The sequence below is a fragment of the Streptomyces sp. NPDC059456 genome, assembly GCF_042750055.1.
Taxonomy (GTDB): Bacteria; Actinomycetota; Actinomycetes; order Streptomycetales; family Streptomycetaceae; genus Streptomyces.
Map to the genome: position 1 here is coordinate 1 of NZ_JBHYVA010000011.1, position 18620 is coordinate 18620.

Genomic DNA, 18620 nt, shown 5'->3' on the forward strand with positions numbered 1-18620 from the left:
GCGTTTGTGGGGGGGGGGGGGGGGGGGGGGGGGGGCGGGGCGCCCCCCCCCCCCCCCCCCCCCCCCCCCGGGGGCGCGGGGCGGGGCCGGGGGGGGGCCCCCCCCCCCTCGGCGATCTCCACGGTGAGCGGGTCCAGAACCGACGTGGACCCCATGCCTCGGCCCAGACCCCGGCGTGCGTGCGGCGGCAGCAGAGCGGCGCGCCGCCAGCGTTCCAGCTGGGCTGCGGAAGCCGAGAGGCCTCGCTCTTGGAGGAGTTGCAGCAGATCCCGGTCGGCTTGGGAGGCGATGGTGCGGGTCACCTGCGCACTTTAGAACCCCGCGAAGTGTCGTCGAGCGGTGATTTAGAGGTCTGCCTCAATGGGAGCCGACGGGTGGGCGAACACGGCCCCCTAAGGGAAGCGCGCTGCGGCACCGGTTAGAGGGGCGGCTTTCCAGGCCCACGTTCTGACGCAGAGGTAGAGGTTCACTGCATGTTGGCCGATGTGATCACCGGAACGTTCGCCGAGCTCCTTGGCAGCCTCGCATCGGTCCTTGTCCTTACCCTCATCACGCGCACCCGCCGTCGCCGCGCTGAACGGCACGGTCTTGACCCAGCCGAAGCCGAACCGCAAGCGAGGCCGGCCCGCACCTACACGTTGATCGGCACACGCGCACCCGACGGCCACACAATCCAGATCGCCAGCAGCCGCCCCGCCGGCACGGTCATCACCCGACGAGTGCCGGGCGGCCGCCAGCAGCGATTCGAGCTGACCGATGCCATCCTTTCCGACGGCACATACGCCGCGGACCCCCTCGACGGGTACTGGTGACGCAGACCAGAAGCCATTCTTGGGGCCCTCGCTCCTGGTGGAACCGGCTGACTTCCGCCGCCACGACGGCTGCGGCGGCTGACTCGGTCGGTAGCGCGGCGCGTGCCTCGGTAGGTCGGTGCTAGGTCGTCAGCAGCTGGTCGAAAAATGCCTGCAGCATGATCTTGGCTGCCTGTGGGTCCACGAACTCGGCACCGCCGAACCGGTACACCTCGTATCCCTGGAGCCGGATTCGACGGTCTTCCCGGACCATGTCGGCGTAGAGGTCCGGAGCGGCCTTACCGTCACGAGAGTAGTGCTCCTTCCCATCCAGCTCCAAGATGTAGCGGCGGCCTCCAGGGGCCAGCATCAGGAAGTCCATCCGCTGCCGCGTCAGTACCCGCCCCTCCAGCCGTTGGTTCCGCTGGTGCTGCGCCAAGGGGTCGTAGTGGAGATACACCAGCGGCAGCAAGGCAGGACAGTCATCGAAGCCTCGCTCTATCGAGCACTCCCAGTAGGAGTCCAGCAGCAGCTGCTCCGGGGTGTTGAGGGAGCTCCTCAGCCGGGTCAGGAGTGCTTGCGACCTCGCGTCCTGAGGCATCCCGTACATGCCATCCTGCAGACGCCACCACTTGCCGAGTTCACCCCACGTCAGGCCCTCGGCTCGCACTGGACGGTCGTAGAGCAGGCAGTAGGCCTTGTTCCTCGTGATCTCGATGACTCCCCCTGCGACGTCCCTCCAGACGATCTCGGGTTTCTGCGTGGCGGCGAAGATCAGGTTGCGCAGCTCGCCGCGGAGCCCCCGCAGGCCTCCCGTGAAGGTGGTCCGCTCCCGTCGTTCCAGCGCCGCGCGCCCTGGGGCAAAGATCCTGGTCAGGTCAGTGCTGAAGTCGTTGTTGTGTTCCATCCGGAACGAGTGGTAGCCCTGCTTGTCGTGGAACGGGATCTCGAATTCGATGCCGAGTCGACGCAGAACGGCCTTGAGGCACCGTATGACCGCTCCGGTGTCGGAATTGTCCATCAGGCCTTCGTGCTGAGGGTCCTGGGGCAGGTCGTCGATCAGCAGGTCAATCAGAGCGTGCGCAGCCTCTTCGTCACCACCGGCAGAGGGGGTGGTTCGCAGCTCATTGATGACCGCCCGATTCAGCCTCGTGTACGAGTAGTGATCCCGCTGCACCGTTTCGACGAAGTGATCCTGCAGCACGCTTGTCCCCCTTCGGACCTCGGCGTCCGGCGGGGCCCGTACGCAAACATGATGATCCCTCAGGCCACTGGCGCTGCGCTCGGCCCACGCGAAATCCCTACGCCGGTTCCGGGCGCGACCGTCGCCAGCGGCGGCCGTCCCCGACTCCCCGTGCTCCGCTCTGCCTGTTCCTGCAAGGCGCCGACGTCAAGTAAGCGGATCAGCGTTCGGCGACCGGGCTGGCCGGCGAGCCCGCCCATACGACGGTCGTACTCGCGGTCATGGTCAGGCCGTACCTGTCGACGCTCGGCCGGCCGAGTTCCTCCCACTGCCGGTAGGCTGCGGTGACTTCATCCCACAGCCGTCGGGAACCGGCCTGAGCGACGGCGAAGTCGTCCGCGGTGCGGCCGTCGTAGTCGACCGTTGCCCACGAGCCGGTCGCGGGGTCTTGGATCTGCAGGCGGGTGTGGGCGTGGTCGCCACTGGTATCCCAGGCGTAGGAGGCGCCGGGGACCGTGATGCCGATGTGGAACTCGGCGTCGAGGTCGCCGCCGGCGACAGCCCACGGGGAAAGCGCCGTCGAGGAGAACGCGGCTGCGCTGTCGTCTCCCGCGGGCATGGTCGTCGGCGGGTGGGGCTCGGCGTGGGGGTGTGCCATGGGCATGAAGGAGGCGAAGGAGTGGAAGCGCCCGCGGGCAGGGCCGGTATCAGTGGCTGTGAGTTCGAGGGTGCCGTAGCTGCACCAGGCGGACGTCCAGGGGGTGACGATGCGGCCGCCTGCCGGCCGGAGTCCGGCGAGCCAGTCGGGCGGGATGTGGTCGACGGAGAACGTGGCCAGGACGACGTCGTAGGGGGCGTTCGGCGGCCAGCCGCCGGCGCCGTCCGCGGCCACGACCGTCGGCGTCCGGCCGACCCTCTTCAGGTTCTCCTGCGCGGTCGCGGCGAGGTTGGGGTCAAGGTCGATGGTGGTGACCTGCTCGTCTCCCGCCAGGATGCACAGCAGTCCTGCGTTGAAGCCGGTCCCCGCACCCAGCTCCAGCACCCGGACTGGGGCTTGATCGTGGCCGTTGGGTTCGGTGAGGCCGGCCAGGAGGAGCATGCGGGCGACCATCGACGGCATGGACGCCGACGAGGACGGAAGACCGTCGGTGAAATGGGTGACCAGCGGCTGATCCGTGTAGGCCGCGGCCAGCCAGCCCTCGGGATCCGTCGTACGGTCCACCGGCCGGTAGCCGCCCGACCCGTCGCGCAGCCAGATCCGGTCGGGCAGGAACCGGTGCCGGGGCACGCGCTGGAAGGCGTCCCGCAGGCGCGCGGGCAGGGGCCGGCCGAGCTGCTCGGCGACCTGGCTGAGCAGCCCGTCGGCGAGCGTGCCGGTAGCGGGGGCGTCCGGGGCGGTGGGCACGGCTACTTCTTGGGGCTGGGGTTGCTGGGCGGCGGGGGCGGGGGTGGAGGCGGAGGGGGGACGGGCCGGTTGGGCTGATGGCCGTCGTCACCGATCGGTGATCGATGCTTGCCCTCCACGATCCCTGCCACAGCAGACCTCCAACCGGTCGACAAGCCCCCAACCGTATAGCCGCAGGAGCCGGCACGGCAGAGCGCATGCCGGACATGACCAGACCCCGTATGGCTGATTTCCGCCTCCTTTGCGAGCTGCCCGGGCTCCCACGGGCCGACTGCTTCGCCGGGGCCCGCGGAGATCGATGATGGGCGACCAGCCGGCCGCCGGTCAGGGCTTGGTCCCCGACACGCAGTCCGTTGACGACAGTCGGGTCCACCGACAGCCGCCCCGCTGGGGTCCGCGCAGTCGGCAGCCGCGACCAGGTCCGGAAACCGGTTCTGGACCAGTGCGCCCCGACGCGTCTGCAAGAGAACCCGCTCCAATGCCAGGCCGCCCGCCAAGGCACCGCGACCTGGGACGGACTCGGCGGCCTGGGCGAGCATCGGCACGAAGGGAGCGAACAGAGCCACTCGGGATGGCCTCCTTCACCGCCGCTCCGGGCCTGGCTCAGACAGCCCTTCCCCGTCTCGGCCGCGGAGTGCGGCGAACGCGGCCACAAGGCCCTGCTGCGTCAGGCTCCCGGGTGGCGGCTGGGGCGTACAACGGGTCGTGACGGTAGCTGCTCGGGGTGCTCTCGCCATCCGATCTGTCCGACCTCCGCGGCGGTCAGCCTGGTCTATGGGCTCACGAATAGCGCTACTGGCTTGTCGGGAGCAAGCGGTACGGGTGGTCTGGCGCCTTGGACGGCGTGCAGCCCTGCGCCTTCAGAAGTCTGGAAGTTCCCACTGTTGGCGTGAGGTTTCCCACCGTCAGCAGCGTACAACTATCCCGTTTGGGCATAATATTTCCAGATTGCCTGCACCCTTTGATGCGGTTTGCCTCTTCGCATGAAGGTGCGCCATGCGGACGAGTTTTGTGAGTTTCCTGTGTGCGCAGATAGGACATCCCTACTGATCGTCTATGTGGGGGATATCCGTGCGCACAGCGCGACCACTAGTACTTCTAGTGGCATTTGTCGTGGCCGTTCTGGCAGGTACAGAGCAGGCTGCCCTCGCGGTGAACCAGTGGGTCATCGCGAAGACCGGCTTCGGAGCCGGAGAAAAGCCCAAGCAAGGTTGGGGATCGGCGCGCGGGAGGGGCCACAGTGCCTCCGGTGACGCCACTGATGCCGCAGCCGGTGGCGGTCGTTCCGGTGCTGTGAAGGCACCGGGCGAGCTGTCCGTCGATGTCACCGCGTCGCCGCTGCGACTTGGTAAGGCGGCCGAGCAGGTGAAGGTTCCCTTCTCGGAGGTGGCCGCGCCGCCGGCAGCGAAGCCGGGGGGCTTCGACGCCAAGTCGAGCGCCGAGGTGGTGGACAAGCGCACCGAGCGCGGCCGGACCTTCCTGAACAAGGACGGGACGTACACCACCCGCTTCTACAACGAGCCGATCAATTTCCGTGGGCGTGACGGGAAGTGGAAGGCCATCGACAGCAGCCTGGCTTCCGGAGCCAAGGACGCCAATGGTTCTGTCTGGCAGCCGCGGTCGGTCGAGAAGCAGGCCGGTTTCGCCGAGTTCGCAGACGCCCGCACTCTGGTGAACCTCGGAGTCGATGACGGCACGTCGATCGGCTACGGGATCGAAGGCGCGTCTCACTCCCCGGGCAAAGTGGACGGCAGCGCCATCACATATCCGGAGGTCCGCCCTTCCGCCGATGTGGAGCTCATCTCCGGGGGCGACTCCGTCAAGGAGAACCTGGTCCTCAGGAGTGCTGCTGCACCCACCCGGTGGCGGTTCCCGCTGGTCCTGCAGGGCGTAACGGCGAAGTTGGACGCCAACGGCGGTGTCTCGTTCACCGACGCGGGAGGCCGCCAGAAGGCTTGGATGCCGCCGGGCTGGATGGAGGACTCCAACAAGCCGTCGAACTCCAACCAGGGAGCGGTTTCCTCGGGCGTCTCCTACGCACTGGAGGGTGCCCCGGGCCACCAGGTGCTCGTCGTGACGCTTGACGGTGCCTGGCTGTCGGCTCCGGACCGGGTGTTCCCGGTGAAGGTCGACCCCTCGGTCACCCGTGGGGGTGCAACGTCGGGCACCTATGTGCAGTCGCCGTACAACCAGAACTTCTCCAGTGACACCGTCCTCAAGGTGGGAACGTCCAACGGCGGCACCAACAAGGCCGCCTCGTTCCTGCGCTTCGACGGAATCAACGGCTCGCTGAACAACGCATGGATCCTGGACGCCCGGCTCCAGCTGTTCAACACCTGGTCGTACTCGTGCACCGCCCGGCCGGTGACGGTCCACCCCATTACCTCGAACTGGGCCGAGGGTACGACCTCATCGTGGCCCGGTCCCGCCACGGGCGATGCCCTTGGCTCGAAGAGCTTCGCGCACGGCTGGCGGCCCGAAGGCCAGACCGGCTATCCCTGCGGCGGCCCGGCCTGGGAGGCGATCGACCTCGGCGGCTCCGGTCGGCAGCTGATCGACGACTGGACCCACGGCCGCAAGCCCAACTACGGCCTGGCCGTCAAGGCCTCCACCACCGACTCCACGGCGTGGAAGCAGTTCGGGTCAGACGACTACCCGAATGGCAATCCCAGCCTCGACGTCACATGGAGCAAGTACGGCGCCGCCTACAAGCTGGGCGAATTCGTCCAGCCCATGACGGCCACGACGGAGGGGACCTTCAAGGTCACCGTCACCAACCAGGGCCAGCAGACCTGGGGCAAGAACAGCAACTACAAGCTCCGCTACCTGCTCTACGACGCCGCCGGCAACCCGATCAGCGGTGCGGACAAGGTCCGCTGGACGCCCATGCCCCAGGATGTGGCACCGGGGCAGACGATCACGCTCGACGCCAAGATAGCTCCGCTGTCGCCGGCCACGTACACGCTCGTGTGGACCATGGACGACTACGGCACGGCCACTTTCGTCAATGACGGTATACCCGGCGCAGGTCTTCGGGTCGAGGCGGTCAACATCCCGCCGCAGCTCACCGGTGCCGCGCCCGCCAGTGGCAGCATCCCGGACACGCTGACTCCGACGCTCTGGGTGTCGGCTACGGACCGCGACCACTACCCGAGCCCGCTCGCGTATCAGTTCGAGATCTGCGAGGTGGAAGGGAAGGACACCCGGAAGAACTGCCGGACCAGTCCCTCGTCCGCTTCACAGAGCTGGACTGTCCCGTCCGGCTGGCTGAACTGGGGCAAGGCGTACGCCTGGTATGGCTATGCAAGTGACGGTCAGGCACAGTCTGCCCGGCCCGCCCCTTCCATCCTGACCATGGAAGTACCTCAGCCCGTCATCACCTCCCATCTGGGCAGTGCGACGCCCGGGCGGCGCGTCGACGAGAGGTCCGGCAACTACGCCACCTCAGCCACTGATGCGGCGGTGCCCTCTGTGGGGCCTGCCCTGGCAGTGACGCGTACCTACAACTCGCAGGACCCACGCACCAGCAGCGTGTTCGGGGCCGGATGGGCCACCCGGTGGGACATGCGCGCCCTCTCCGAGCCCGACGGCAGCATGCTGATCACGCTGGAGAACGGCAGCCAGGTCCGCTTCGGCAAGAACAGCGACGGCACCTACAGTGCGCCGTCCGGCTCCATGGGGGTGCTGGCTTCCGTCTCCGGTGGGGGCTGGACCCTGCGCGACGCCACGGCTTCCTTGTACACCTTCGACGCGAGCGGCCTTTTGATCAAGGTCACTGACGGCCAAGGGCGCGAGCAGCAGCTCACCTACACGGGCGGCAAGCTGTCCAAGGCCACCGACTCCATCTCCAAGCGGGCGCTGTCCTTCGCGTGGAGCGGTTCGCACGTCGCAACGGTGTCCACCGATGCGGTGGGCCCTGGCGCTCCCGCGCTGATCTGGTCGTACAGCTACACGGGTGATCTGCTCACCAAGGTCTGCCCGCCGTCGTCGACGACCGAGTGCACCTCATACGAGTACACAGGCGGCTCGCAGTACCGCAGCATGGTCCAGGACGCCGGCCCGTCCGGTTACTGGCGGCTGGGCGAGGCCGACGGCGACAACGCGCTCAGCGAGGCGGTCTCGCGCACCGGCATGAACGCCGGGCACTACCGAGATGTGACGCTCGGTGAGACCGGTCCGCTGACGGGCACAGGCAACAAGGCCGTGTCGTTCAACGGCACGAACTCCTACCTGGAGCTGCCCGGCTCGACCCTGGCCGCCTCCACCGTGCTCTCGGTCGAGCTGTGGTTCAAGACCGACAAGCCTGGTGGTGTTCTCGTCGGCTTCCAGGACAGCCCGCTGGGGCCGGTCAACCCGGCGCACTTCAACCCGGTCCTGGCAGTAGACGCGGCGGGCAAGCTCCGCGGCGCCTTCGAGGTCTCGGACGGCTACGTAACCCCGCTGGTCTCGCCGGCCCCGGTCACCGACAACGCCTGGCATCACGCCGTGCTCACCAGCACCGGCACCAGCCAGTCCCTGTACCTCGACGGACAGTCCCTGGGCAGCCGCACGGGTCCTGTGACCCACTCCGTCAAGACCTTCACTTACCTCGGTGCTGGCTTCACCGCCGACAGCTGGGACGGCGGAGGCTACACCGGAACCCGTTACTACAAGGGCCTCATGGACGAGGTCGCCGTCTACCAGCGCGCCCTCGACTCCGGCTCGGTGCGCGCGCACTACGCCGCCCGCGGCGGAGCTGCGAAGCTCTCGAAGGTGACCTTGCCCTCGGGCCGGGTCAGCGCTACAGCCGAGTACGACGGCGACAGCGAACGCGCCACCAAGGTCACCGACGAGAACGGCGGTGCCTGGCAGATCTCCGCACCCCGCTACTCATCCGGATCCCAGGCCTACGCCGACGCCGTACGCGCGGCGGCTCCGGTCAACTACTGGCGTCTGGGCGATGGCAGCGGCGCTGCGGCGGCAGACGAGATATCCACCGGCGGAAACGGCTCCTACCGAGATGGGGTGGCCCTCGGCAGTGTCGGCGCCTTCCTCGACGGGGACGACGGCGCGGTCACCCTCGACGGCGCCAAGGGTGCGATAGCCGTACCTGCGGAGTCGGTGAGCAACGCCACCTCGCTCTCAGTCGAGCTATGGTTCAGGACGGACAAGCCCACAGGAGTACTCCTGGGGCTCCAGGACGTGGAGGTAACCAACACCTCACCTTCCATGTTCAACCCGAGCCTGCTCATCGACGGCGACGGCAAGCTGCGCGGTCACCTGTGGGACGGCCCCGGCAGTTGGCCGGTGATGGGCGGCACCAAGGTCACCGACAACAAGTGGCACCACGTCGTGATCACCGGTGGCCCGACCGGTCAGTCGTTGTACCTCGACGGCGCGAAGGTCGGCTCCAAGGCCGGCGTGGTCAAGCCGGAGACCTTCGCCTACGCCTACCTCGGTGGCGGGTACTCCAACGAGGGATGGGACGGTCAGGCCGGCGGCGTCCGCTACTTCAACGGTCAGCTCGACGAGGCTGCCTTCTACACGAAGGAGCTCGACGCCCAGACGGTCGCCGAGCACTTCAAGGCCCGAAACCGGCTGACTGCCGGAACCGGTGACCAGTACCAGGGCACGGTGATGGCCGACGCGCCCGCCGGATACTGGCGGCTGGACGAGGCCAGCGGCACCCAGATGACCGGCAAGATCGCCGCGAGCGGGGTGAACGGTACCTACACCAGGGCTACCCTCGGCGCACCCGGGGCCTTCGGCTTCGGTGACGCCACATCCGCGCGGTTTGAGGGGAACGGCTACGCCAAACTCCCCGGCCTGGGCGTGACCACGACGGACCAGTCCGTCGAGCTGTGGTTCAAGACGACCAAGCCGGGTGTGCTCTACAGCGACCAGGAACTGGTGATGCCCGACCCGGGCGTCAGCACCTACACCCCGGTCCTCTACGTAGGCACCGACGGCAAGCTCCACGGCCAGTACTACACCGCCAACACCGCCGCCACCAACGTGTCGGCGACCACGGTGACCGATGACGAATGGCACCACGCCGTCATCACGGCCCAGGGCGGCACGCAAACCCTCTACCTCGACGGCGCGCAGGTCGCACAGGTCCTGAACAAGCCGATCAGCCTCCAGGCGAATAAGCACACCTATATCGGTGCTGGCTTCGCCAACGGCTGGCCCGCCTCCCCCGGCGCCGTCAGCTACTTCACCGGGCAGATCGACGAGGTCGCCGTCTACCGGCGGCCTCTGACCGCCACCCAGGTCAGCGCCCATTACGGGGCCCGGGCTCAGGCGAGCAGTTCCTCGATCTCCTCGACGATCACCGTCACCGACCCGACGGGCGCCAAGACGTCCAGCATCTTCGATGCGGTTCGCGGTCAGCGCCGCACCGCCACGACGGACGCGGACGGCGGTGTCACCACCTTCTCGTACGACACCGGCGGCTTCCTGCACACCGTCACCGACGCGAATGGACACGCCACCACCACCGGCCACGACGAACGCGGAAACACCGTTTCCACGACCACCTGCCGGGACGCCAACTCCTGTTGGACCTCGTTCGCCGACTACTACTACAACGCAGCGGACCCCTTGGACCCGCGCAACGGCAGGCAGGTCGCAAACCGCGACGCGCGATCGGTAGACGCGGCCGACACCCGGTACCGCACGACCACGTCCTACACCGCCATGGGCCTGCCCGACACGATCACGCTCCCGGACGGCCGAACCACCACGACCACGTACACCACGGGTTCCGAGCCCGCGGTCGGCGGCGGCCTCACTCCGCCGGGACTGGTCGCCACGACCAAAACCACCGGCGGCCTGACGGTCTCCTACGCCTACTTCGCAAGCGGTGACCGGGCCAAGTCGACCACGCCGTCCGGGCTGGTCACCACGTACGCGTACGACGGCATCGGCCGAAAGCTGACCGAGACCCAGGTCTCCGACGCCACTCCCGACGGTGCGACGACCACCTACGCCTACAACGCCATGTCCAGGGTCTCCTCGGAGACCGGTCCGGGTGTGAAGAACGAGATCACCGGGGTCACTCACACGGCGAAGATCTCCCGCAACTACGACGCGGACGGGCAGCTGCTCACCGAGTCCACGGAGGACACCACCGGCGGCGACGCCACCCGGACCAGCACCTACCACTACGACGCCCTGGGCCTGAACGACCGCGTCACGGACCCGCTCGGCAACGAGACGGCATTCGGCCATGATGCGCTGGGCCGCGTGATCCGCGAAACGGATCCCGAGGGCAACGTCGTCACGCACGCGTTCACCAAGCGCGGACAGCTGGCCGAGTCGGTGCTGAAGGACTGGAGGGGCGATCCGTCCGGCCAGACCCGCGACCTCGTCCTGGTCTCCCACGCCTACGACCCTGCCGGCCGACTGGCCACGACAACCGACGCCATGGGCGCAACGACCGCCTTCACCTACTTCGACGACGGCCTCACGGCCACGACGACCGCGAAGCAGGTCACCCAGGCGAACGGCTCCAAGAAGGACATCGTCCTGGAGTCGAACTCCTATGACGGGGCGGGCAACCTCGCCACGCACACGGAGAGCGGCAACCGCACCACCGTCAACACCGTCGACGCCACCGGACGCGTGACGCGCTCGGTGTTCGACCCCGCTGGACTCAACCGTGTCACCACCGCCGCGTACGACTCCGAGGACCGCCTCACCGAACAGACGCAGTCGATCGACGGCTCCGGCAAGAAGCTCACCTCGACGACCGAGTACGACACGGTGGGCAACCCGAAGAAGGTGACCGTCACCGACGGCACAGGTACACGGGTCACCTCCGGCACCTTCGACCAGCGGGGCCTTGCCGTCACGCAGGTCACTGCTCGGGGCAATGTCTCCACCAACCGCTACGACGCACTCGGCCGTCTGGTGGAGACGACACAGCCTCAGGTGCAGGCGGAGGAAAACGGAGGAACGGCCACCGCCGTCACGCCCAAGGCTCTCACCGGCTACAACACCTTCGGCGAGGCCACCGAAACCCGCGACGCACGCGGCCTGGTGACCCGGATGGAAATCGACAAGCTGGGCCGCCCCACCGCGATCACGCTGCCGGACTACACGCCGCCAGGCGCCACAGCGGCGATCACTGCAGTAAGCCGCACGACGTACAACCAGCTCGGCAAGCCGGCATCCACCACCGACCCCCTGGGCCGCACCCGCTACTACCAGTACGACCAACTGGGCAATCTGGCACGCTCCACCGACCCGGCGGTCAGCGGCGCGCAGAGCCTGCAAGCCCCCGGCAGCAACTCCATCAGCGGCACCTCAACCGATCTGAACGGCGGCGGGGTGGCCACCTACACCTGGACGGCGACCGGCCTGCCGCTCTCCGCTACCGACCCGACCGGAGCACGCCTCGAATCCACCTACGACGAACTGGGGCGCAAGCTCACGGCCACCGACGTTGAGCGCAAGCCCACCCTCCAAAACCTCGTCTCCCGCTACACCTGGGACGACGCCGACAACCAGACCGAATCCACCACGCCCAGCGGCCGCCGCACCACAGCTACGTACAACGCGGCCGGCGAGGCCTTGACGGTCACCGATCCGCTCGGTGGCACCACCCGATCCGCCTACGACGGACTCGGCCGCCTGAGCGAGTCCCAGGACGCCACCGGCCGCAAGACCGCCACCGTCTACGACGTCACGGGCAACCCCGCCTCGGTGTCCGACTACGGGACCGGAGCGACGGTCCTGCGCTCGGTGTCGACGGAATACGACAACGACGGCAACCCCACCGCCTCGGTCTCGGCCACCGGCGCCCGACGCACCTACGCATACGACGCCCTCGGCCGCCTGACCACGCAGACGGAACCGGTCACTGGCACGGACTCCATCACGACAACCTTCGGATACGACGCGGCGGGCCATCGTACGCGCCTTACCGACGGCCGCGGAAAGGCCACCTACTACACCTTCAACGCATGGGGCCTGCCGGAATCGACCATCGAGCCCAGCAGCACCGAACACCCGGCACTCTCCAGCCGCACCTGGACCAACGTCTATGACGCGGCAGGGCAGATCGTCACCGAGCTGCTCCCCGGCAGCGTCAAACGCCAAAAGACGTACGACGGCCTGGGGCGGCTGATTGGTGAAACCGGATCTGGCACCGCTGCGGCCACCCGTCCCCGCTCGCTCTCCTACGACCTGGCCGGTCGTCTGACCGGAGCCGGCGCCGACGGAGTACTCGCGGGCAACACCTACTCCTACAACGACCGCGGCCAGCTGCTGAAGGCTGAAGGCCCCTCCGGCAACTCCGCCTACGCGTACGACGCGGACGGTCAGATGACCTCCCGCACAGACCCCGCCGGCACAACGGTCTTCACCTACGACCAGGCGGGCCGCCTCGACACCGCCACGGATCCGCTCACCGGCACGGAGACCTGGACAGACTTCGACGCCGCCGGTCGCATCACCCTTGAGCAGTACGCCCGCAAGAACGGATCTGTCTACCAGATCGCCGCAAAGCGCACCCACGCCTACGACAGCCTCGGCCGACTCGCCGAGGACAGCGTTCAGCAGAGCGGCACCGGCACGGCGGTCCAGGGCTCGGCCTACGAGTACGACCTCGACAACCGCCTCGTGAGGAAGACCACCACCGGCACTGCCGGCGCGGGCACCGAAACCTACGCCTACGATCTCGCGGGTCGCATGACCTCAGAGACCAGTGGAGCAACCACCACGGCCTTCGAGTGGGACAAGGCCGGCAACCTGACCAAGAAGGGCGACCTCACCGCAACCTACGACGCCCGCAACCGCGTCCAGACTTGGGGCACCCAGACCTTCGACTACTCCGCCCGAGGCTCCGTCCAGTCGATCACCGACGGCGGCACTACCCGGACCGTCAAGACCGACGCCTTCGAGCGCACGGTCACCAACGGCACAAGCACCTTCACCTACGACTCACTCGACCGTGTCCTGACGAGCGGCGGCACCGGTTTCAACTACGACGGCGGCTCCAACAACCTCGTCAAGGACGGCACGTCCCTCTACAGCCGCAACCCCAGCGGCACCCTGCTGGCCAGCGCGACAACCGGGACGCCGGACTCTGCTCGACTCGCGGTCACTGACCAGCACAGCGACGTGGTGGCCGGCCTCTCCGCTGACGGCACAGCAGTCACCTCGTCCCGCGCCTACGACGCATTCGGCAACGTGACCGCGTCGGCGGGCACCAACCCTTCTCTCGGATACCAGTCAGGCTGGACGGACAGCTCTACCGGCGAGGTCAACATGGCCTCGCGCTGGTACCAGCCCGGCACCAGCGGTTTCACCAGCCGCGATACGGCACAGTTGGACCCGACACAGTCGGGCCAGCGGGCCAACCGCTACTCGTACGGCTTCGGGTCGCCTCTCAACGGAACCGACCCCACCGGGCATTGGTGGCTGGATTGCGGCTCGATGTGGTCTCCCTTCAAGCTGAACCCCTGGTGCGTGGGATTCAGCGCGTGGTACTCGGGCGCTGACAGCATTCGCGCCCAGGGAGACACATGCACCGTCCTCCAATGCAGCATGACCAGCATCCTCGCGCAGGTGCGGTCCCAAGCAGAGTTCGCCCGGGAAGCCGCCAACAGGCCTGCCCCCGCCTACAGCGGAGGTGGCGGTAGTTACTCTGAGCGACACTACGCTCCCTACGCCCCTCGCGGCCGCGGTGGCGGCGGTGGCGGCGGTGGCGGCGGTGGCGGTGGTGGCGGTGGCGGTGGCGGTGGCGGTGGCGGCAAGAAGGTGCCGCCGCGACCGACGAAGCCGCCCAAGCCGCTGATCGACACCAACCCCTACAACGGCCACAACCCACTCATCGCACCGGACCTGCCGAACCCCATAGCTGTCGTTACGTCGATCGTAGGCACGGCTGCAACCGCCGCCGCCGGCGCAGCGGCTGCCACCGTCACTGCACAGGCACTGTTGGACACGTTGGCGATCGCCATGTTCGCGCCGGTCATCACCGGAGCCCCGGACCCCCGGCTCGAGGCTGACTCCAAGGGCGGCCACAGAACATGGCGTCGCAGGTCCGACGACAAATGTGATGACGGCGTCGGCAGGAGCGAGAACGGTCATCTCACCTACCTTCCGCGCGAGCGGTACTTCGACACCACCAAGCAGCAGGATGAATGCCGGGCCACAGGCATCACAGGAGTCGTCAACTACGACGACCTGACGGTGGTCGGCAAGCCGGGTCCCGGCACTGACGCAGGTAGGAAGAAGCCTCCAGGCATAGAGGAGATCGTCCTGCAGGGACAGAAGCCACACAACGGCCACCTGGCAGCGAAGGCCGCCGGAGGCTCCGGAACCGACCTCCGCAATCTTGTCGCAGAGTACGATCACGTGAACACCCCGTATCTAAGCGACGGAATCGAAGCGGAGATCCGCGACGCCCTGAAGAGCCGGAATAGAGTCTTCCTCTCGATCAATGTCACGTACGGAAACCAAGGTTCCGGAATTCCAACGGAACTCAAATACAGGTACTCCGTGCTAGGGTCCGGCCGCATCAAGGAATGCACAGTCCATCAAAAGCCCACCGGCGGCCAGACCACTGGCGACCCCGACTGCCCGAGGATCTAGCATCATGACCGACCACCTCGCATCACTCAAAAGAATGATCGGAAAACCCAGGGACCTCTTCCTGGGAATTGACGAATGGGACCGCCTGGAAAATGACCTCGGAGTCACGTTTCCGGGCGACTACAAGTCGATCATCAACTCCTACGCGCCAGTGCGGATGAATCACCACCTGTACCTCGATCACCCTGCGAACACTTTCTGTCCGCTGGGAAGTTGGATCTCGCGGATCATAAGCACGTTCCAATCGATGACATGGCCGAGCGGCACCGCATGCCCCGGCTTCGAATCGACCGGGCCGCAGTTCGGCGGCGAATCCGGAATGATCCCGATCGCCAGCACAGATCGTGGGGAGTACGCGTTCCTGGTGCCAGGCAAAGACGGAGGCCAAGGCACCATACTGACCCGTGGTCGCGAGGAACCCGACTTCTATGCACACAACATGTCGTTCGGCGAGTGGCTCCACAGGTATCTCGCCGGCGAGGAAATGTTCGTACCAGGCGTCACTGCACGTTACCCGGGACCGCTCGCGATGATGAGCCTCCCCACAAGTGCGGACGATCGACCAGTCACGTGGTACGGGCCGGCTAGAGAGATCTGATCCCGGCACTGAAAGTTCCACGATGAGATGAAGGGGCGCCCGCCGGATAACCGGGGGCGCCCCTTTCCGTCCTCCAGGCGATGCACACCGCTACACACGAAGGCTGACAGCAGGCCCGAAAGGTGCTGTCCGACGGACAGTACGCTGCCAGCTGATCCCGGAGCGACACGTACCGGCCATATGCCCGGCTGGACCCGAGACCAGCCCATCAGACCTACGGTTCGGCGAACCGCCCGCCATCACGGGCTGGCGCTGCGGAAGACTGCGCCCTCCCCGTCGCGAAACCAGGACGAACATACTGCCGCCACACAGCACAGGGCCTGCTTCGACTGCACACTGCGACAGTCCACCAAGAAGAGACACGGCCTGCCGCAAGCTAGATGATCCAGTTCGCAGACTCCATCACCGACTCCGCCGGTGACGCGACCTCAATCCGCCACCACCATCATCGCTGCCCTCCAGTGCCCCGTCCCCCCCGTCTTGGCCCCCGCCCCGTCCTCCTGCGACTGCGCGCCGCCCCCACACACTCGCTGGCCCCCGCCCGCGAAACGCACACACCACCGCATCTGCGCGCCGGTCGAACTCACCCCTCCACGGCTGGCTGCGCGCAGCGAAGGGGAATTCCTGACCTTCCAGGTCCCGAACCCCTTTCGGTGGATCCCGGTACGCGCACGCCCAGGGCACGGCACCCTGAACGCGCGGAGCGGCCGGTGGGCCGGCTCGATCAAGAGCGGGGAGGGGTTGGCCGTGGTGGACAGGTGCTGATGTCGAGGATCTCGGCGATCTCGGCATGGCTGTAGGAGAAGGCTTCACGCAGGACGTAGACGGCCCGCTCGACGGGTGACAGGCGTTCCATGACAGTGAGCACGGCCAGGGAGACCGTTTCGCGTTGCTCGTAGGTGTCGGCCGAGCCGAGCATCGGGTCGCCGTCGAGAAGCGGTTCGGGCAGCCAGGCGCCGGCGGTGCGTTCGCGGCGGGCCTGTGCCGAGCGGAGCTTGTCGAGGCACAGGTTGGTGACGACCTTGGTCAGCCATGCCTCCGGCACTTTGATCCGCTGCCGGTCGGCGGCCTGCCAGTGCAGGAACGCGTCCTGTACGGCGTCTTCGGCGTCGGCGGCGGAGCCCAGCAGCCGGTACGCCAGCGAGGCCAGCCGGTTGCGGCTGGCTTCGAACCGACTGGTGTCGAAGCCGTCAATGGCGGAGCTGTCCACGCGAATTACCCTAGGCCGGCTACGCGGCCACCTTTGCGGCGGCCCCGTCCCGCGCGGCGACCAGGTGGCGCTTGCGCTGGGGCAGGCCGAAGGTCGGGTGCGAGGTGGTCCACAGCGACATCCTGACGATGCCTGCCTTGATCCGCGCGGCCTTCCGGCCGCCCACGTACTTCGGCTTGGCCTGCGCCTCGCCGTCGACCATCTGCAGGATGCCGTCACGCCGCCCGAGGCTGATGTGGTTGCCCGGGTAGCCCAGCTTGACGGTTGCCGTCTTGCCGCCGGTCAGGCTTCCCACGATGGCCTTCATGGCCTTCATGGCCTGCATGCCGGTGAAGCCGGCCGAAGCGCAGGACATCGGCAGCGGCCGGCCGTTGTCGCCGATGGCGTAGACGCTGTCGCCGGCAGCGTAGACGTTCGGGTGCGAGAGCGACTGCATGGTGCGATCGACGACGATCCGGCCGTCGTCGGTGACCTCCAGCCCGGCTGCGGCGGCGATGGGGTTGACCGCGAACCCGGCCGTCCACACGGTCGCGTCGGATGCCAGGTCGGTCCCGTCAGCGCACAGGACCCGCGTCGCTTCGACGGCTTCGACGCTGGTGTGCTCCAGGATGGTGATGCCCAGCCGGTCACAGGCCTGACGCAGGTGGCCGCGGGCCCCGGCGGAGAGCGGGGCGCCCAGCTCCCCGCGGGCGACCAACACCACCGACAGGCCGGGCCGTGACTCGGCGATCTCGGTGGCGGTCTCGATGCCGGTCAACCCGTCACCGACGACCAGCACACGCCCCCCTTCGCCCCGCCCACTCAGGTTGTCCAGGCGCTCGCGCAGGCACAGCGCCGCCGGACGACTCGTGACGTGGAAGGCGTGCTCGGCCACGCCACGAACGCCGTGGTCGGCGACGTGGCTGCCGAGCGCGTAGAGCAGCGTGTCGTAGCCGAGCTCGCCGCCGCCCTCGGCGTCGGCCACGGCGACCACCTGGCGCTCGGGGTCGACGGCGGTGACACGGGCCAGGCGCAGCCGTATCCCCGTACCCGCGAAGACGTCGACGAGCTTCGGGGCCTCGATCTCCTGGCCGGCCGCGAGCTGGTGCAGCCGCAGCCGCTGGACGAAGTCCGGCTCGGCGTTGACCACGGTGATCTCGGTGTCCGCCGGGGACAGCCGGCGGGCCAGGGTCCCGGCCACGTAGGCCCCGGCATAGCCGGCGCCGAGGATGACGATGCGGTGCTTCATGTGATGCTCCCGTCGGTTCGCTTGCTCTCGGTGACTTGAGCGGGACGGCGCCCCGATTCCTGACAGGAACCTCGTGTGACTTGGGCCACAGGGCGCAAGGGTGTCGCCCGACGACACGCGCGACGCCGAGGAGGCACGGACGCAGGCCGCCATCACATAGCCCGCCAGTTCGAGTGGATATCCGCGTCTGCAAAACTCGATGCGCTCCCGGCCCGATATCGCGGACCGCAAGCCACACGTCCGACTCGCGCCTAACTACCAGAATTTCTGGCCGCGCGTACTAGAATCCGCCGCTAGCATTGCTCTCTCGACAGGAGGCCCGATGATCGGCATGCTCGTGACCTTCACGCAGACCGAAAAGTTCGATCGTGCAACTCTCGCAAAGGTTGCCGACGAACTCCGAGGACCGTTCGAAGGCATGGCCGGCCTTCGGTTTAAGAGCTTCATGCTCGACGAAGACGGCGTTCGGGCAAGGAATTTCTACGTGTGGGATGACGAGGAGAAGGCCCGCGCCTTCTTCACGGAGGAGATCGTCGAGAAGGTGACGGGGATTTATGGCGTCCCGCCCGAAGTCGAATACCTCGATATCGTGGGGTTCGTCGACAACTCTGGCACCTGATTC

General features: G+C 67.5%; 7 protein-coding genes and 1 pseudogene. 4 read left to right on the top strand and 4 right to left on the bottom strand.

Annotation, left to right across the window (positions count from 1 at the left end):
• The first annotated feature begins 473 nt into the window (after positions 1-473).
• Positions 474-812: a hypothetical protein gene (locus ACFXA3_RS02385; RefSeq protein ID WP_385180743.1), complete on the top strand. Its 339-nt coding sequence runs from the start codon at positions 474-476 to the stop codon at positions 810-812.
• A 121-nt stretch (positions 813-933) separates the two neighbouring features.
• On the opposite strand, the gene ACFXA3_RS02390 is transcribed toward ACFXA3_RS02385, so the two are convergent.
• On the bottom strand, positions 934-1995 hold the full coding sequence (locus ACFXA3_RS02390; protein WP_385180746.1) for a hypothetical protein: 1062 nt from the start codon (positions 1993-1995) through the stop codon (positions 934-936).
• A 199-nt stretch (positions 1996-2194) separates the two neighbouring features.
• Positions 2195-3379 (bottom strand): protein-L-isoaspartate O-methyltransferase, encoded by a 1185-nt coding sequence (locus ACFXA3_RS02395; protein ID WP_385180749.1) that lies wholly within the window; start codon positions 3377-3379, stop codon positions 2195-2197.
• A gap of 1056 nt (positions 3380-4435) precedes the next feature.
• Here ACFXA3_RS02395 and ACFXA3_RS02400 point away from each other — a divergent pair.
• Together ACFXA3_RS02400 and ACFXA3_RS02405 are read left to right on the top strand one after the other, a co-directional pair.
• On the top strand, positions 4436-14962 hold the full coding sequence (locus tag ACFXA3_RS02400; protein WP_385180752.1) for a LamG-like jellyroll fold domain-containing protein: 10527 nt from the start codon (positions 4436-4438) through the stop codon (positions 14960-14962).
• A gap of 4 nt (positions 14963-14966) precedes the next feature.
• Entirely contained in the window at positions 14967-15560 is a 594-nt protein-coding gene (locus ACFXA3_RS02405) for an SMI1/KNR4 family protein (protein ID WP_385180755.1), read from the top strand.
• 760 nt (positions 15561-16320) lie between these two features.
• Here ACFXA3_RS02405 and ACFXA3_RS02410 read toward each other — a convergent pair.
• Both ACFXA3_RS02410 and ACFXA3_RS02415 read right to left on the bottom strand, forming a co-directional pair.
• Positions 16321-16770: pseudogene (locus ACFXA3_RS02410) on the bottom strand (sigma-70 family RNA polymerase sigma factor); the annotation flags it as partial.
• Between the two features lie 19 nt (positions 16771-16789).
• Positions 16790-17998 (bottom strand): NAD(P)/FAD-dependent oxidoreductase, encoded by a 1209-nt coding sequence (locus ACFXA3_RS02415; protein WP_385180758.1) that lies wholly within the window; start codon positions 17996-17998, stop codon positions 16790-16792.
• Between the two features lie 322 nt (positions 17999-18320).
• On the opposite strand from ACFXA3_RS02415, the gene ACFXA3_RS02420 reads away from it, so the two are divergent.
• The gene (locus tag ACFXA3_RS02420; RefSeq protein ID WP_385180760.1) at positions 18321-18617 is read left to right on the top strand and encodes a hypothetical protein; all 297 of its coding nucleotides are present in this window, start codon (positions 18321-18323) and stop codon (positions 18615-18617) included.
• Positions 18618-18620 lie beyond the last annotated feature (3 nt).

Excerpts from the sequence above, each read along its gene's own strand:
- ACFXA3_RS02385 (WP_385180743.1), top strand. The coding sequence starts at position 474 with ATGTTGGCCGATGTGATCACCGGAACGTTCGCCGAGCTCCTTGGCAGC.
- ACFXA3_RS02400 (WP_385180752.1), top strand. The coding sequence starts at position 4,436 with ATGTGGGGGATATCCGTGCGCACAGCGCGACCACTAGTACTTCTAGTG.
- ACFXA3_RS02405 (WP_385180755.1), top strand. The coding sequence starts at position 14,967 with ATGACCGACCACCTCGCATCACTCAAAAGAATGATCGGAAAACCCAGG.
- ACFXA3_RS02415 (WP_385180758.1), bottom strand. The coding sequence starts at position 17,998 with ATGAAGCACCGCATCGTCATCCTCGGCGCCGGCTATGCCGGGGCCTAC.
- ACFXA3_RS02420 (WP_385180760.1), top strand. The coding sequence starts at position 18,321 with ATGATCGGCATGCTCGTGACCTTCACGCAGACCGAAAAGTTCGATCGT.